Origin of the sequence: Fibrobacter sp. UWB15, assembly GCF_900177705.1 — a bacterium.
Lineage (GTDB): Bacteria > Fibrobacterota > Fibrobacteria > Fibrobacterales > Fibrobacteraceae > Fibrobacter.
The window spans coordinates 98,946-115,976 of record NZ_FXBA01000001.1; the positions used below are offsets into that span (position 1 = coordinate 98,946).

Annotated in this window: 14 protein-coding genes; 9 read left to right on the top strand and 5 right to left on the bottom strand. The window is 50.9% G+C overall.

Annotation, left to right across the window (positions count from 1 at the left end; translation table 11 throughout):
- The first annotated feature begins 15 nt into the window (after positions 1–15).
- Genes B9Y58_RS00440 through B9Y58_RS00455 form a run of 4 tightly spaced genes read left to right on the top strand, consistent with a single transcriptional unit; the run spans position 16 to position 3,098 of the window.
- The gene (locus B9Y58_RS00440) at positions 16–1,230 is read left to right on the top strand and encodes a class I SAM-dependent RNA methyltransferase (RefSeq protein ID WP_233247781.1); all 1,215 of its coding nucleotides are present in this window, start codon (positions 16–18) and stop codon (positions 1,228–1,230) included.
- Between the two features lie 50 nt (positions 1,231–1,280).
- Complete coding sequence (locus tag B9Y58_RS00445) at positions 1,281–1,715, top strand: hypothetical protein (protein WP_233247782.1); 435 nt, start codon at positions 1,281–1,283, stop codon at positions 1,713–1,715.
- Positions 1,716–1,718: 3 nt separating this feature from the next.
- Positions 1,719–2,642 (top strand): hypothetical protein, encoded by a 924-nt coding sequence (locus B9Y58_RS00450; protein ID WP_073053339.1) that lies wholly within the window; start codon positions 1,719–1,721, stop codon positions 2,640–2,642.
- A gap of 6 nt (positions 2,643–2,648) precedes the next feature.
- Complete coding sequence (locus B9Y58_RS00455; protein WP_073053341.1) at positions 2,649–3,098, top strand: hypothetical protein; 450 nt, start codon at positions 2,649–2,651, stop codon at positions 3,096–3,098.
- 51 nt (positions 3,099–3,149) lie between these two features.
- Here B9Y58_RS00455 and B9Y58_RS00460 read toward each other — a convergent pair whose 3' ends face one another.
- Together B9Y58_RS00460 and B9Y58_RS00465 are read right to left on the bottom strand one after the other, a co-directional pair.
- Positions 3,150–6,611, bottom strand: a complete 3,462-nt coding sequence (locus tag B9Y58_RS00460; protein ID WP_073053342.1) for a PD40 domain-containing protein — start codon at positions 6,609–6,611, stop codon at positions 3,150–3,152.
- Positions 6,612–6,702: 91 nt separating this feature from the next.
- Positions 6,703–8,721, bottom strand: a complete 2,019-nt coding sequence (locus B9Y58_RS00465) for a cellulase family glycosylhydrolase (protein WP_073053345.1) — start codon at positions 8,719–8,721, stop codon at positions 6,703–6,705.
- Positions 8,722–8,971: 250 nt separating this feature from the next.
- Here B9Y58_RS00465 and B9Y58_RS00470 point away from each other — a divergent pair, with 250 nt between their 5' ends.
- On the top strand, positions 8,972–10,300 hold the full coding sequence (locus tag B9Y58_RS00470) for a nitroreductase family protein (protein WP_233247783.1): 1,329 nt from the start codon (positions 8,972–8,974) through the stop codon (positions 10,298–10,300).
- A 4-nt stretch (positions 10,301–10,304) separates the two neighbouring features.
- On the opposite strand, the gene B9Y58_RS00475 is transcribed toward B9Y58_RS00470, so the two are convergent.
- On the bottom strand, positions 10,305–10,997 hold the full coding sequence (locus tag B9Y58_RS00475) for an LrgB family protein (RefSeq protein ID WP_073053349.1): 693 nt from the start codon (positions 10,995–10,997) through the stop codon (positions 10,305–10,307).
- Complete coding sequence (locus tag B9Y58_RS00480; protein ID WP_073053351.1) at positions 10,994–11,419, bottom strand: CidA/LrgA family protein; 426 nt, start codon at positions 11,417–11,419, stop codon at positions 10,994–10,996. Before B9Y58_RS00480 ends, B9Y58_RS00475 begins: the two co-directional genes overlap by 4 nt.
- Before the next feature lie 42 nt (positions 11,420–11,461).
- On the opposite strand from B9Y58_RS00480, the gene fmt reads away from it, so the two are divergent.
- Genes fmt through B9Y58_RS00500 form a run of 4 tightly spaced genes read left to right on the top strand, consistent with a single transcriptional unit; the run spans position 11,462 to position 15,944 of the window.
- Positions 11,462–12,388, top strand: a complete 927-nt coding sequence (gene fmt, locus B9Y58_RS00485) for a methionyl-tRNA formyltransferase (protein WP_073053353.1) — start codon at positions 11,462–11,464, stop codon at positions 12,386–12,388.
- Between the two features lie 41 nt (positions 12,389–12,429).
- Positions 12,430–13,626, top strand: a complete 1,197-nt coding sequence (locus B9Y58_RS00490) for a transcription antitermination factor NusB (RefSeq protein WP_233247784.1) — start codon at positions 12,430–12,432, stop codon at positions 13,624–13,626.
- A 15-nt stretch (positions 13,627–13,641) separates the two neighbouring features.
- Positions 13,642–14,247, top strand: a complete 606-nt coding sequence (locus B9Y58_RS00495; RefSeq protein ID WP_143154611.1) for a hypothetical protein — start codon at positions 13,642–13,644, stop codon at positions 14,245–14,247.
- Positions 14,247–15,944 carry a hypothetical protein gene (locus B9Y58_RS00500; protein WP_073053359.1) on the top strand — a complete coding sequence of 566 codons (1,698 nt, stop codon included), beginning with the start codon at positions 14,247–14,249 and terminating at the stop codon, positions 15,942–15,944. The genes B9Y58_RS00495 and B9Y58_RS00500 overlap by 1 nt, the downstream gene beginning before the upstream one ends.
- Before the next feature lie 3 nt (positions 15,945–15,947).
- Here the strand turns inward: B9Y58_RS00500 and B9Y58_RS00505 are convergent, their stop codons facing one another.
- The gene (locus B9Y58_RS00505) at positions 15,948–17,027 is read right to left on the bottom strand and encodes an A/G-specific adenine glycosylase (protein ID WP_073053361.1); all 1,080 of its coding nucleotides are present in this window, start codon (positions 17,025–17,027) and stop codon (positions 15,948–15,950) included.
- Positions 17,028–17,031 lie beyond the last annotated feature (4 nt).

The following is a 17,031-nucleotide window of genomic DNA, read 5'->3' on the forward strand; positions in this document are numbered from 1 at the left end:
TGCTATATTTGTAATGTGATTTATGAGCTCCGCATAGAAAAAATGGTACAGGGCGGCGAAGGAATGGCCCGCCTGCCAGATGGTCGCGTATGCTTTGTGCAGGGGGGGCTGCCGGGCGAATTGTGTAAAGTTGAACTTTTGCAGAACAAGAAGGATTTTACGCGGGGTCGGGTTGTTAAAGTGCTTGAAAAATGTACCGACCGCGCGGAACCGAAGTGCCCTTTATTTGGTAAGTGCGGCGGCTGTAGCCTGCAACATTTGGCAAGCGAAAAACAGGCGTCTTATTTGGAACAGGTTGAACGTGAAAATTTTAGACGGTTGGCTCATGCGGACTTGCCTGATGATTTCAAGATTCATGTCGGCCCTGCGTGGGGCTATAGAAATCGCGCCCGTGTGGTGATTGCCTCTAAAAAAGACGGCAAGATTGTTTACGGTTTCCGTATGCAAAAAAGCAACGGAATGATTCCGTTTGCAAACTGCCCGGTGCTAACGCCTGCGCTCAATGCATTCCTGAAAGAAAATGCGTCGAAGATTTTCGAAGAATCGATGAAGGTATCTAAGCGACCGCCTAGGAATTTTGAACTAGATGTGAATCTCTTTGATAACGGCAAGGGTGACATCAGCTATTTCTATAAGGGCATGCCTGCGCAAGACTTTGAAAAGAGTGCCATCAGCGTTGTAGAAATAGCAGGTTCGCAAATCCGTTCAGATGCTTCGGTATTTTTCCAGAGCAACTTATCCCTTTTGCCGGAGCTTGTACAGTCGGTGCAAGAAGCTGTTGATGCGGGCATTGCAAGCGGCGAAGCTAGCGATGTTTGGCTGATAGACTTGTTCAGCGGAGTCGGATTCTTTGCAGCGATACTGAAGGACAAGTTCAAGAAGATTACGACGGTGGAACGCGAAGAAGGTTGCCTTAAACATGCCAAGGTGAATTTAAACGGGGCCGATAATGTCTCGGCGCCTGCCGAAGAATGGCTTGTGAAAAACGTGGTGGATGTACCCGCAACCTTGATTGTGGACCCGCCCCGTACCGGCCTCCCCGTAGAAGCTCTTGACGCCATTGTGAAAAGTTCTGTTAACAGACTGATCTATGTTTCTTGCGATCCGGTGACCCTTGCCCGTGACTATGCAAAATTTGCGCAGGCGGGGTTTAGCCTCAAAAAGGCGGAAGGATTCGCCTTTTATCCCCAGACGCCCCATTTGGAGATGATGTTCATCCTTTCGCGATAGCCGAAAAAAAGAGTTTTTTCTAGTTTATTCGGTAAGCAATGGAGGCGAGTATGAAAAAATGGTTGTTTGCGATAGTGACCGCATGCCTGTTTGCTGGGTGTTCGGTCGAAGAAACCGCAATCGTTTGCGGCAGGGAATGGAACCCGGCCCTCGATGTCGTGGCCGATACCATGAGCGAGTTCGAAATGAGAGACCCGCTGATAGTGCAGTTCCGTTACGGAAAGAGCTTTGACTTTTCGATGCTCAAGACATCCTTCTACGAAGGTACGATTGCCCACAAGGGTGAAAAGATTTGGGACCACGAAGTGGCCGTTAGTGACAAGCAGTGGGTCTACACGCTGCAGGGCAAGTCTCGCCATCATATGGGTGTGATGACTGCTCGCGAACTATGTCGTAAAAAAGAACCGGGTCCGGTTGTCATTGAAGTCAGTGGCGACGGCAAGGTGCTTTTGTCTAAACAGATTCTCCTTACTAAAAATCGGTAACACATGAAGAAAATTTTATGCGCTGTCACAGCTGCCCTTATCCTTGGCGGTTGCGGTGAATCAAAAGTCAACGTTAGCTACAAGGTGGACGCTCCTGTTACGGTAGAACTTTATGCCGAAGGTTATTTTTCGACGATAGACCTGAAGGGTGAAGAAAAAATGGGGACGGTGACTGCCGCCTATGCGAACTTGACCTATTCTAATTCGGGCGACACCCTGAAGGTTCATCGCGATTACGTGATGGACAAGTCTCGCGGATATCTTAAGAACTACATGCCTTCGGAACTGGCTTGGCGCGTGAAGTCGGTGGACTTGAAGGCTATTGACCGCGAGGTAAAAAGCGTAGATGGCCTCGACAATGGCTATGATTCCTTGCTAGCCCGCATTCCCATGCCCGAGGTCTGGCGTAAACAGCTTCTGAACCCGGAATACAAACCGCACTTGAGACGCCTTGAAAAGCACCGCTGGGAAATGGACCACATGCTGTTGGGCGATGTGCCTGCCAAGGGCAACATTACGCAGATGCTTAAAGATCAGGGCCGTCTGAACTTTGCTTTGATTCAGGTGGATTCCGTGGTGGTGAAGGGCTTTGAAAACCGTGACCACCGCCGTTGCCTGGATTATGTCGTGTACTTGTGGGAAATGGAAAGTTTCCCGTACTACATCTGGGAACAGCACGTGAATAGCAACATTGTTCCTGAAAAGTTCAAACACTACAATAAGGGACTTAAGGCGGAATACCAGACTCAGTTTGAGGTGATGATTGACCCCACGACGGGCATCCCCTGTCAGGAGCGCGAAGTCAAGGTCGGAACGCACACGATGGTGAACCCTGAAACTAAGGATACTACCACCTTCAAGAGTCAGATTACGCTTGAACGCCTTTACACCGTGAAGAAACCCGAAACGGAAGAAGCTAAGGAATAAATCGGAATGTGCAAGTCTTTTTACGTATCCTTGCTTGTTGGCGCGCTCGTTCTTGCGGGTTGTTCCACGCATCCGTCGCCGCAACAGACGATGGTCGATGACCGTTACATGGTCTACAAGGAAATGGAAAAGGCTTATCGCGCTGCCGAAGAAGAATACATGAACCTGCTCTTTAATATCGAGCGAATGCCCGAAGAAGAAGAGCTGTGGATCATGAAGCGTGACAAGATGCTGGAACTGATGCAGCTGAAGGAACTCATGCTGAACGCCCGTAACGAACTGGATCAGGCCATGCAGGAATGGGAACGGCATATGCTTGACTTGCAGGCCGAACAGAAAAAGGCGCAGGTCAAACAGTTCAATCCGAATTTTACAGGTCGCGACGCTGAACGCACCAGTCCCGGACAGTTGCTCCCCGGCGAAGTCAAGCCCAAACAAAAATACGGCGAACTTTAAAACAACGAAGGCGGGCAAAAGTCCGCCTTTCTTTTACTGCCAAACTCTTGGCTATTGCCAACTATTAACAAACCCCATTCCAATGGAGAATTTGATTCTCGTGGGGGCGATGCTTTCGGAAATTACCGGAAGGTCAATCGGTGTAAGTTTTTCTCCGCCATGCAGGTTCTCGTCTTCACCGATGCGGCTTAGACCACGGGCGAGCGTAAGCGAAATGTCGAAGGGCGTGCTGTAGAAAATACGGTTGCTCATGCGGAAGGTGAGGCCTACAGAACGATCCCAGAAACGGTGGTCGGTGAACTTATCCGTGTCAAACCATTTGCCGTTCCAGGCGGCACCCATTTGCGAGAACAAATCGATGTAGAAACTGCGGGTCTCGAAAATCCAGGCGCTCTTGCGCCAGTCGTCGTACACGGGGAACAGGTAATGGAGTTCGGCGATAGCGGTGCGCATGCCGGCTAGCGTGTAGTTTTCGGAATTGCGCAGGTAGGGGTAACCTTCGAGGAATAAGGCGTCGTAGTAGTAAGAGTCGAGAGTGTCTTGCTTTGCGTCGGTGCTCCACTTATATATGCCGGCGATTTTGCCGCCGGCCGCAAGGCGGGCGCCGGTAAGCGGACTCTGGATGCTGCCGTAAAGATTCAAGCCCACTTCGTTGATGTGGAAGTTGCGGTACTTGGGCGTGATTTTACCACTTGCGTTAACGGTAAAGCTTTCGGCGAAGGTGCCTGGGCGGTACAAGTCGGAATTGGAGGACTGCAAGTAGAAGCGCATTCCGTTTCCTTGACCGTTGATTTCGGAGCCTTCGGCATGATCGCCATAAAGGCCGAGGGCGACGAGCATGCTCAAGCGTTTCTGGTAAGTCCAGTCAAAATTGTCTTCGTAGAGGTTGAAGTTTGCCCAGTCGTAGCCGACTGCGACTTGTAAGGTGTCGATGCTCTTGAAAATACTGTAGCCTGCCCCGGCCATGATCGCTTGCATCGGAATGGCGTAGTGGGTAATGCCGATGCTGTCGCCATTATTGGCGCGTACATCTTCGTAGCGGATGGTGTCCTTGCTGGTGTAGTTGGCGTAGGTGTAACTGAGCGAGAGGTCAATAGGAGTGCTCTTGTTTTCCCAAGAAACGAAGAATTCTTTTTCCTGTTCGGGATTGAGGCCATCGCCGTTGATATAGTCGATGCCGTTGCCGAGTTCCAACAAGAATCCGATTTGCACGGTGTTTTTCTTGAGCGGGTCCGAAAGGATAGCGGCAAGGCCTGCCTTGGCCTTGACTTTGCCGTCGCCGAAGACGGTGAGGTCGGGGGCGTTTTCGCTGAAGACGACCATGGGAACGAACAGGGGAACGAATGGAATGGGTTTGTAGTCCTTTTCGATGCCTGCAAGTTCGATGTCGGTCATTTCAATGGGCTTTACGATACGTTCGGAAAGCTTGCCTTGCAGGGTAATGGCGGCAGGGGCTGGCTTTTGCGTAATGGTGCGCGTGGTGTCAGTGACTTTCAGAACGGAGTCGCGGAGGGCAACGGCAGGAACCTTGGTGCAGGAATCGGTGACGGAAGAGTCTTCGCAATTCCACGTGGTGTCTGCAATCTGGATGATGCTGTCGCGTTCGGTGACGGTGACCGTGGTGTCATCGATCATGGGAACGGTGGTATAGGCAATCTTGTAAAGAGAGAAACCATCCTTGTCGTATTCCGTAAAGTAGAGCGTGTCACCGGCGAGTACGGGAGTGAAGGCGCCGCCGATAACGTTGGTCAGAGGGGTTTCGACGCCAGAAGTCAAGTCTTTTTCAATTAGGTTGAAAATTCCGTTGCGGTTGCTGGCGAAGACAATCTTGTTGTCGTCTAGCCAGTTTACGTCTCGTTCGTCGTAGCCTTCGGTGCTGACAATCTTGAAATTCTTGCCGTCGCTATCGATAACGGCGATGCCACGAGTCTCGTTATCGAAGAATCCGAACGCAATGCGTTTGCCGTCGGGGCTGAATTTCGGACTGTAGATATTGTAGTAGTCGAATTTGGCGTCAGGTACAAAAATGTCGACAGGATCTTCGGAAGTGTAGTCGCTGATATCCTTGGGGTAGGGAACCTTGGCCAGTTTGAATCGTGTGCTGTAGGGTTCGCGCATCGCAAAGATAATGGTCGTACCTTGGGCATCAATGGCGGGATAAACGGCGTCGGCGAGGTAGGTGACATAAAGTTCATTCTTGTTGGTGTCGCTGACGGCAATGTCAAAGTGAGCATGGCCATCTTTATCGCGATTTTGGTAGCTGACGTAAGCTAGAATGGGGCCTTGGATGCTGTCTTGGTGAACATCGATGCCCTTGTCCATCCATCCCTTCTTGATTTTAAAGCCGTGCTTTGCGTAGTCACCAATGTCAATGATGTCGGTCTCGTTCTCGATTTCAATTTCGCCGATTTCGACGCCGTCAATATTGTTGCTCGAATCCTTGGCGCTGGAGTCGACCTTGTCTGTGCCGGGGAGTTTCATTTTAAAGAGTCCGCCGTCGAACCAGAGTCCGCCGAAGTTTGAAACGCCGTAAAGTTCGTTGCCTGCGACAACGGGGAAGTCCTGCCAGAAAGATCCTTCGGTGAGTTTGATGCCTTCGACAAGGTGACCTACGCTGTCGCGTTGGGCTCGGTAATGCTTGGTGATTTCCGCTTTCCAGTTGTCGTAAAGTTCCTGTTCGCTAATGCCTAGAACCTTCTTAATCGCTCCGTCCAAAGTGAGCCGGTGATATTTGGACATCTCGTGCCAAATTTTCGGCATGGCATCTTCGCCATAAGTCTGGCTGATATAGCGCACTAGCGAAAAGCCCTGGGTGTAAGGGCCCAGTTCGGCGAACAGGGAATTGTCCGAGAACTCGTGCATGTAGGGAAGCGTAAGGAGAGAGTCGTTCAGGGTAGCCACGCGAAGCAACATATCGCGGTGGGTGTCCCAGGCGTCAAAACCCATGCGGCTTGATTCGTATTGCGCAGTACCTTCGGCAAACCAGAGCGGTTGCAGCGTAAAGGGAATCAGAGTGGCAAAATCCTGGGTGGTACGCTCGTTATAATAGTCGGTATAGCTGATTTGCAAACCGTAAATGCTCGGCTTGAACTTGCTTGCGTTTTCGATACTCACCAAGTGACTGAATTCGTGAGTCACCACGTCCGAAAGCCAACCATGGCTGCTGCGGATTTTAAAATCCCAGTTGGTGAGCCAAAGATTAATGGAATTTTCGCTCGGAATGGCGTTGCCGTTACTGTAGAGGGCGTTGTTAAGAGTCGCATTCACTCGGCCGGGTAAGTCGTGGTGGTAACGATTGACCACGGAATCATAGACCGCTTCGGCGTAAGCGGAAATTTTGGATGCGTGCGAACTGTATTCGGCTGGGTAGATAAAGTTGAAGTGGTCGGTGCTTGCAGCCTTCCAATGAATGTCGCTGTTGTTGCCGTAAAAGCCTACGGCGAAGGAAGAAACACTTGCCGTTAGAACACCTGCTGTTAAAACAAATAAAAAATTCGAAATAGACGCACGCATAGTTAACTACAATATACAAAAAAGGGAGGAAAAAGCCGCGCAACCTGGGATGGTTACGCGGCTCTAAGGAGTTGATGTTTAAGCTTATTTATTATTCTGCAATGCCGAGGCCAAGGGCCTTGTCGATACCGTCGATGAGCTTGGTGCCCTTGAGGTCACCTTCGAACAGCGAGAAGTTGCCGGTGTAGCCCCAGTGAGTCCAAGGAATCTGGAGCGTGTCGCAGATTTCACGCATAGCAGTCAGGTAGTTCAAGCGGTCCTGAGCCGTGGAGCGGAGGTTCAATGCGCCGAATTCGTTGATGATAACCGGAACATTGTTGGTGGCTGCCCACTTTTTGGCTTTCAGGATTTCTGCCATGATGGCTTCCTTGCTGCCGGTCTTGTAGTAGTTCTTGACATTCGTTTTCACATAACTCTGAGTGCTTTTGGTGACACCGAAGTCGCCAGAAACTGTAGACCACTTGGCCGGATCGTAGGGGAACGGAATTCCCTTGATGGTGGCGTAGTCTGTCCAGGAACCACCCTGGTGGGTGAAGACGAACGGTTCGTAAGTGTGAATCACGTAGACGATGTTGTTGTCGGTGAACGGGGTACGCTTGGCGAGCAAGCTGATCGAATACCACTGGGCATCGCCGAAGAGAATCGTGTGCTTCTTGTCGACGCTGCGGATAGAATCGATCATGGCCTGGGCGGCAACGGTCCACTGGGCGGCAGTCACCTTGCCATCGCTCATGTCGGGTTCGTTCAACAGTTCAAAGAACAAGTCTTCACGCGGATTTTCGGCATAGTGAGCGGCCACATGCTTCCAAGTTTCGGCCATCATCTGGATATACTTGTTGTTATTGGCGCTGGTCTTGTTGTAGCCATTATCGTATTCGTGGTAGTCGATCACGAACGACATGTTGTTTGCAGCGGTCCATTCCACGAACGAATCAAGAACGGTAAAGAGAGTGCTGTCGTCAAAGGCGAGTTCGACGGTTCCCGTGGTGTCCTTGACAAATGTGTCGCGGTTGGTAGCGTACAGGTCAAGGTCAATGGGCAAGCGAAGGCTCTTGATTCCGTTGTCGGCCAAAAGCTTGATGTCGGTTTCGTCGAAGACGAATTCCTTGAACTTTCCGTCGGCATTTTCGAGCCAGTTGGTAAAGTTGATACCCTTGTTCAAGTACTTCATGGCCTTTGCCTGCAACGGGTTCGTGACCGTGATTTCGGCTTCGGTGAATTCGACCTTCGGAATGACCGGGTCGTTGATGGTCATGTCGGGCTTGTCCGCTTCGACTTCAGAAGTGTCTTGCAAGTAAATGTTGTCGATAAAGAGCGAATCGCTAGAGACCTTGGCGTTACCCTTGGCTTGGAAGCTGATAGCCCTGATATGCTTGGCGTCAAAGGCGACTTCTTTGCCCCAGCCGCCTTGGACCAAGTCCTTGAAGCGGATAACGGCCTGGGTCCAGGTGCGAGAGGCCTTGACCTTTGCCAGGTGAACGTCGTAGTCCTTGACGTCGGAAACTTCGATATGGACTTCGTGTGCGCCACCCTTGTACCAGTAGGTAAGGCCGCCGAAACGACCGTTGGCATCGTCTTCGGCAATCTGAATGCCCCAACCCACATACGGATCGTATGCGTATTCGCCCTTGTCAAGCGTGTAGTTGACTTGCAGGGCGTATTTGGAACCGTTGTTGACGGCGCCGGCGACCATGTCTCCGTCTTCGTTTACAGGGGTCGTGATGACAGAGGCTCCGTCGTTGTCGTTATCGCTGTAAGTGTACCAATAATCGTCGATAGTTGCCGAATGGTTGTCACCGTCTTCGAAGTCATCGACGAGCAAGCCCTTGCCTTGCGGAGTGATGATGGTTCCTTCGTCAGGATTGGTTGAAGGTCCCTTATTCGTTGTATCCGAAGGCGTTGCGGTAGAATCGGTTTGGTTTGCGGTAGAGTCGCCCGGAATCTCAGTGGAATTATCTGGAAGCGGGGAAGGAGTTGTTGTAGAATCAGTTGGAGTGACAACCGGTTGTTCGTCGGGTGCAGCCGACTTGCTGGAATCGTCACCGCAGGCACTCAAGAAGAGAAGTGCCGCTGCAGAGAGTGCTAAACTTGTTTTAGTCTTGAAATTCATGTGAACCTCATTTTGTTTGAAACCTTGGGTTGTCCCAATTCCCTTTTACCCTAAATCTATTATTAAATGAACGCGAAGAACTTGATAAATAGGTTTGTTTTCGTGTAGGTGTATCGGGTGTATTGGACTCTGTTTTAGCTTTTTTTTGCTATTTTTCTCGTAAATGCGCTTTTTTTCTGAAAATTACCATAAATCCATTAGCTTTGCCCGGAAGGAGAAGCCTATAGATTTGTGTTGGGAATCACAGAAAATGGTTGATAGGCGCTATGCCGGATGCAACCGCATTGATTTGCAGAAAGGGGAAGTCCCCTCTTACGGTTACATTTCGGGCGATAACCTGAAACCGGTCGGTGTTTACGTCGTCATGCGAGGGCGAAAGATTCCTAATGGCGTGTATGTGTACGATGCTGCCGGCAAAAGCAATGCTCCCGATGTAAAGGGACAATTGGTGCGCATTGGCGGCAAAGAAGAAATGAAAAAAATCGTGGATGCCTTTCCCGATAAGGATTTTGCCGAAGAAGCTCCGATGCTCTACATTTTTACGGGACTTTTGGAACGTTCCGTTTGGCGCTTTAGAGAAGCGGCTTATGCGCAGGTGATGCAAGATGTGGGGGCCTGTGCGGGCAGTGTCTTGTTGCATTCGAAGTCCAAGGGGGCAAAAGTTTTTGCCTTGAGCGGTTTTGTAGATGACCAAATTGCCGTGGCTTTGAATTTGCCTTCGACTGAAATTCCGCTGGCAGCCTTGGCTGTGTTTCCGGAATACTGCGAATTGGCGTTTGATTCGGTCGATGGCGGTGTCGGCGAAACCGCTTATTCAAACCGAAGCGAAATGGAGGCTTCTGCCGGCGACTTGACGGAATTGCAGGCGGCAGACAATGTCGTTACTTATGATTCGACCCGCTATCCGTCGCTGTTTATGCGCCAAAACCGCGTGGAAAATATTACAGACCTCTTGAAGTGCATTCGCATTCGCAGACTTTCGACGCAGGCTTATCCGGGTGATGAATTTCCGCTGACGCCCGCAAAATTCGATGCTGCTCACTATTTGGATAAAATTTCGGATATTGAGACTCCTCTGAACAATCATTTGCCCTTTAAGAAGGCGGGACTGGATTTGGATGATTTCTCCAGTATGCTTCGTTGGCTTGAAGTGGGACAAATCAATTTGTTCGGTGCGGGCCTTTTGAAAATCTGGATAGTCTCTTTCGATGTGATGTTTGTCTACCCGGGTGTGTATCGTTACGTGCCTGTGCGCAAGTCCATCTACATGCAGTCGGGCATGCTGAATGTCAAGAAGTTTGCCAAGTGTCATTTGGCTCCCGAAACGGCCGAGAACACGGCCTATGCGGTGATTCTGACGGCAGACTTGAATGAATCCTGCAACTTGTTGGGCGAGCGCGCTTACCGTTATATGAACTTGAATGCAGGCTATTTTGCGCAGTCTATGACTTTGTCTGCAACACTGCTTCGCAGGACCGTGCGTAGCGAAAGGTTCTTCTATCAAGACGAATTGAAAGAATTGTGCGAAATTCCTGAAAGTGAAAGTATTGTCGCCGAAATTCTGGTGGGAAAGGCGTAGCAGCCTAAGGAATCAAGCTTAAAATGATCGGGGTGACGATTGCGGTAAATAGGCCCGCGACTCCGATGGAGAGGCTGCTCATGGCGCCTTGAACTTCGCCCATTTCCATAGCTCTGGTGGTGCCAAGCGCGTGGCTTGCGGTGCCGATAGCGATACCTTGGGCCACCTTGTGCTTGATGCGGCAGAACCTGCATACGGCAGGGGCGGAAACGGCACCCGTGATTCCTGTAATGGTGATGGCAATGATGGTGACTGGTGGAATGCCGCCAATTTGAGCCGATACGACGGAACCCATGGGAATCGTGATGGACTTGGGCAAGAGCGAAAGCATGAGTGTTTCACTGAGACCGACAAGCTTGCTTACGACAATGACGCAGGCAAGAGAGGTGAGGCTGCCTGCGAAAATTCCGGCGAGAATCGGTTTCCAGAATTGCTTGAGTTTGGAAATCTGCCTGTAGAGGGGAACCGCGAGCACTACGGTGGCGGGGGAGAGCATGACGGAAATGTAGTCGCCGCCCACATTGTAACTTTCGAGGCTGATTCCTGTAATGAGCAGGAATCCTACAATCAGGATGTTTGCGATTAGGAGCGGATTCAGGAAGGAATACTTGAATTTTTTGCTGATGGTGACGCCGATTTCGAAGGTGACTAGCGTGAGCAAGATTCCGAACAGGGGAGAATTGATGATGGCGTTCATTGTTGCCCCCCGTTTGCCTTGTTACGGGATGCTCGGTCGGCGAGGCGTTCTGCGCGCAGGGCCAAATTTTCGCGGTATTCTTGCTTACGAATGAACAATTGCGTAACGCGGCCGCCGACAGCGATGCTGATAAGCGTGAAGGCGATGCAGAGGAACAGCAAAAGTGGCCACTTGGAAAGGACTTCGTCGCCGACGACCATGATGGCAATGCTCGGCGGTAAAAAGAAAAGGGCCAGGTGGTTCAGGAAAAAACTCGATACTCCCGAAATCTGCTCCGGCTTGATTATTTTTGAACAAAGTAAAATCAAGAGCAGGACCATGCCGATAATATTCCCCGGAAGGGGTACGCCTACGATGCGGTGGAGAAATTCCCCGGCGACGCAAATGGCGAAAATCACGGCAAGTTGGAGCGGTATTCTCATGACGGGTGCAAATGTAGAAAAGTATATTCTATATTTCATGTTATGAAAATCGTATTTATGGGAACGCCGGAATTCGCGGCTTGTTTTTTGAAGCATCTCAAGGAATCGGACTTTGCAGACGTGGTGGCTGTGGTGACGCAACCTGACAGGCCGGCAGGGCGTGGGCGCGTGTTAACGCCGCCGCCAGTGAAACAACTGGCCCTCGAATACGGGCTGCCCGTACTCCAGCCGATCGACTTGAAAGCGCCCGAATTTGAGGACGCCCTGCGCGCCTTCGATGCGGACTTGTTCGTGGTGGTTGCCTATTCGATTTTGCCGAAGAATATTCTGGCGGTTGCCAAGCATGGCGCGGTGAATGTTCACGGAAGTTTGTTGCCTAAGTACCGCGGTGCTGCCCCTGTGCAGCGTGCGATTGCCGACGGACTCCCTGAAACGGGCGTGACGGTGTTCCGCCTGGACGAAAAAATGGACCACGGGCCGATTCTTGCGCAGAAGACGGTGGTGATTGACCATCAGGATACGACAGCATCGTTGCTGGACAAGATGGTTGCTCCCGGTTGCGATGCGTTGGACGATGCGATTCACCAGTTGCTCGAAGGCCGTGAAAAGGATTTGACGCAGGACCATGCGCAGGCCAGTGGCGCTCCGAAGCTCAAAAAAGAAGAAGGCTTGATTGATTTCAATTTGCCCGCTGCAGTAATCCACAATAGAATTCGCGCCTTCAATCCGTGGCCGGGTGGCTATGGAAAGTTGGGTGGCCGTATGGTTTACTTGCGCAAGACGGATACTCCAGAAAATGGCCCGAAACTCGCCCCGGGCGCGGTGGAATTCAAGGATAACCGGTTCTACGTGGGCACGGGCGAAGGCGTTCTCGAAGTGATTGAGATTCAGGCCGAGGGCAAGAAGCCGATGCCGGTGGCCGACTTTATGCGCGGAATCCAGAAGCGTGAAGGACTTTGCTTTTGCTAGATGAATCGCTGAAAGAGAGAATGGAGGCGTTTCGCGTCCTTGTGCTTTGGCAGAAGGACGGAAGCTTTATCAAGGAAAGCGGACTTTCGCCTTTCGCGATGGAACTTGCCTTGGGCGTTTGTCGCAGGCATTTGTACCTGCAATACTTTTTAAAGACTCTCGTAAAGAAAAAGCCCTCACTTGAAGTGGCGACGGTACTTGAAATGGGAATATTCCAGATGTTCTTTATGGAAATCCCGGACCATGCCGCCGTTTCGACAAGCGTGGAGCTTGCGAAGGCGGCGAACCTTCAAGAAGGTTCCGCGCGGCTGGTGAATGCGGTGCTGCATGCCGCGCGCAAGTCCGGGCTGCCGGCGCTCCCACCTCAAAAGGTGCGGCGCGTGTCCATCGAGAATTCGGTGCCCGAATGGCTGGTGCGCAGGTGGTTCGACATTTATGGCGGTACACGCGCCGAAGCGCTCGCGAAAGCGACGCTTGAGCGCCCCGTGGAATGGATCCGCGTGAATCTGCAGAAGACTTCTGCGCCGGTGCTTGCCCAAAAGCTCGGGCTCACGGGCGCAAGCATTCTTTACGACCGCTACATTCTGGTGCCCGCCGACGCAAAACTCAAGCTGATTCTGGAATCGGAATCTTTTGCGAAGGGCGAATTCAGCATGCAGAATCCCTCGGCTTACGAAGTCGTGAAACTGCTGGACTTGAAGCCTGGCCTTAAGGTTTGGGACGCGTGCGCAGCCCCTGGCGGAAAGGCGGCCCTTATGGCCGAGATGGATTCTTCGCTCGATATTCTCGCTAGTGATGTGTCTGAATCGCGCGTGCTTAAGATGCGCGATGTCGTGGATCGCTTGAGCCTTACGAATGTCCGCGTGGAATGCCGTGATGTACTCGCTTCTGGCGAGGCTTACCCCTTTGACAGGATATTGCTCGATGTTCCTTGCAGCAACATGGGCGTGATTGCGCGTCGTCCGGAATCTGTTTACCGTATAACGCCGGAATCGGTCAAGGAATTGGCAGAATTGCAGTATTCGATTTTGCAGGCTGCCTCGACAAAACTTGCTCCGGGTGGAATTCTGGTGTATGCAACTTGCAGTCCTGATCCTGAAGAAACCACCAAGGTCATTAACCGTTTTGTCAAGGAACGCCCCGAATTTGAAAAGGTGGGTGAGCCTGCGTATCCGGGATTAGACGATTCTCGTTTTGATGGATTTTTTGCTCAAGCCTTGCGTCTTAAACAAGCTTGAGAGTAAAAGGAACTTATGGGGAATTTAATAAAGATTGTTTTATTCGCCTTAGGCGTTGCTGTTGCAACATTTGCCCAAAGTGAATCAGGAAATGTGGAAGATATTGCCTTCTCGAAAGCGTATCTCGGAATTGAAGGTGGCGAAATCTACCCGTTTGGCGACCTGGCTGATGCAACTAAAAATACTTTGTACGGCGGTCTCAATTTCCGTTATTCCTATTGGAAAAATGTCGATGGCGTGGTGATGTTTCACTATGCCTACTTTAAGCCTCGTCCCGATGTAGTGCCTTATGACGGAGTGCACCAAGCTTCGGGTAAACTCGGGCTTGACTGGCGTTTGCCTGCCATTAGCCCCATTGTGGTTGGTGGCGGCTTTGCTTGCAACTGGACCCGCGCCGACTTGGGTGACGACGTAGTCAAGGATGATATTTATTGGTTGCCGGGAGGAACGCTTGGCGATAACGAAACAGAATTCGGCTGGTTTGCGCGCTTGAATTTGGCGATTTTTAACACGGAAAATTATCGCGCAGGCTTTAATGTCTTGTGGGAAGAAATTTGGACTTTGCCTAAGCGTTCTAATATGTTGTATGCGGGCCTTTATATAGAAAGGAAGCTTTGGTAATGAAGAATTTTGCTCTCGTATCTTTGTTGACGGCTTCTGTTGCTTTCGCCCAGATTCCGGCCGAAATGGAAGGCATGGAATATGAAACCCGTGCCGATGGAACGTTCTTGATTGGCGGCCCGACTTATGCCTTTGACCGGCCGATGAGTGCGGGCGGTTTGCATTCTGAAAGTGAACTTTGGACTCCTGCAAAGATGCGGAATCGTCTGCTGTTTAATCGCTGGTCGGGAACGCCTTCGTGGACTCCGCTTGAACCGGGTGTATGGCTGAAAACAGGCAATGAACTGGGTGACTTGATTTATCAGGATTTTATTACCGAAGGTGATGACCGCCCCGAAAACCGGACGCCGATTTTAGAAGGCGGTTTCCGCTCTCCTAGCTACAAAGGCTTGTGGGCAACGGCAAGATTTTTCCAGGATGACCATTTCTGCAGTGGCGCTTACGCCTACCGCCGCGATATGGTAGATGACAATTACACGCACTTGGGCGCGAACTGGGCAATGTTCAGTACGGCATACGGCGGCCTCGGCTACACGAATTCATTCGTGAACGCTTCAATCTTGGCGGGCGAAGAATACCTCTGGACGTATACGGCGACCTCTCGCTGGATACCCTCGCATTACAAGCCCCGTGTAGAAGCCCGTGCCGACATCAAGGATTTGTCGTTGACGGTCGCCTACGAAGATATCGAATTTGAAAATTTGCACAAAAAAGAAGATGGCTCCCGTAAGGAAGTGAACGGCTCTGTTTACTACAAGTGCGGCAAGGCCTGTCAGCAGAAATTCTACCAGATTGCAGCCGGTGTCGCATTCCGTGCGGTCGATGATGAAGGTACGGTGTATACGGAACTTGAGGAAGATCGTGTGATGTGGTCTTTCTTGGAAATGCGTGTGCAGCCCTTACAACGCTTGACCGCTGACGTGACCCTCGGCGTGAACGAAAAAGACTGGCTTGTTCAAGATAGCGTCCAATACTTGGCTCCTGCACCTGAAAATATGGGCGTTGTAGTGGGTGTCAAGAATATATCAGGTTCTCGCTTGAATCCGCTTGCCGATACGAAGGAGTTTTACGACGGTCGCGAAATAGATTTGACGGCCGACGGCCAGATGAACTTGATTCAAGCTTATGCTTCGTATGTAGATACGTTAGGCGGTTTTGTTTCGATCGGTGGCCGTGGCAGCATTTGGGCAGAACATGGTGCCGAAACTTTCGATGTTGATGAATACGACTATAATGAAGAATATGGGCTGGAAACCCGATTTGGAAATGTTTCTCGCATCGATGCCTGGATTAAGGGCTTGTCTGCAGAAATGAGTTTCAATACTTGGTACCGCGATATGTTCAAGTTCACGGCCATGGTAGGCTTTGAACATATCGATGGCCCCGTGGAAAATGCCGAAGTGACTCCGGCTGAATTCTACACCGGCTTTATAGGTGACTGGCTCTTGAACAAGACTTTCAAGATTTCCCATTCGTTGCGCTACAGAAGCGATGCCAAGTGGAATTTGCGCAGCCAAAATCCGATGGTCGTGAAGGGCGACTGGGCGTGGGATGCTTCGTTCTCGCAGATGTTCCCGAAGTATGGCATTACCTTGACGGGCACGCTCATGCATGTGCTTGCGGACGAAGAAATGGAAACGGTTAACGGTGGCTATGACCGCATTCGCTTCATTTGTCAGGCGAGGAAGACTTTTTAGGGCTTAATGTAGCAGGGCGAGCGCTTTCAGGCAGAAACTGTTTGCGAAAAATTCTTGGGTCTGGGAAATGTTGACCCACCGAAGCTCTGGAGCGCAATGCTGCGGGGCCTTTGTTTTAAGGCGTATGTGCAAAACATCGCAATCCATTTTATGGATGGTGATATTGTGCTTGAAATTTCCGATGTTTTGAACGTCTGTAACTTGGTCTGCGTTGACGTACGCCTCGGCTTGGGAGGGTAGGCCTGCGGTGGCGTTGCGCGGTGATTCAAAATGCGGTAGCGTAAACTGGTTCTTGAAAAATTTTTGCCCGCCGTGAATGGCTAGAATTTTGTGATCGGCGCTTTCGATGACGAGTACGGTGCCGTGCCAGTCTTTTTGAATGTGTTTCTTGCTGGGCGGAAATTCGACGATGCTGTTTTCGGCGAATGCCTTGCAGTTCAAGCGAAGCGGGCAATTTGCACAATCGGGATTCTTGATTTTGCAGACGGTGCGCCCCAATTCCATGAGAGCCTCGTTGTGCATGTAGGCCTTGGGTGAATCTGCGATTTCGCGGGCGTAATCCCAGTAAGTAGTTAGCGCGTTTTTGGAATCGGTTGGCAAAAAGTCAAGTGCGAAAAGTCGCGAAAAGATGCGTACCAAGTTGCCATCGAGAATGGCTTCGCGCTCGTGGTAGGCGAGACTTAAAATTGCCCCAGCCGTGTACGCCCCGATTCCGGGTAAAGCTTCAAGTTCCCTACGGGTACGGGGAAATTCTTTGCGTTCTGCGATGAGTCTTGCCGTCTTTAAAATGTTTCTTGCACGGCTATAGTAACCTAGTCCCTGCCAGTAATTAAAGACTTCTTCTTCGGACGCTTTGACAAGCGTTTCTACATCGGGGAATCGCTTCATCCAGCGTGTAAAATAGTCGCGGACGGTAGACACCTGCGTCTGCTGTAGCATGGTCTCGCTAATCCACACCGCATACGGGTCGCGGGGGGCGTCTAAATCGCTCAAGCGCCACGGTAACTCAGCCGCATTCTTACGAAACCAATCTCGCAAATATTTTAAGATTGCCTTATCCATGTTTTTAATAGCGACGCTCATACCT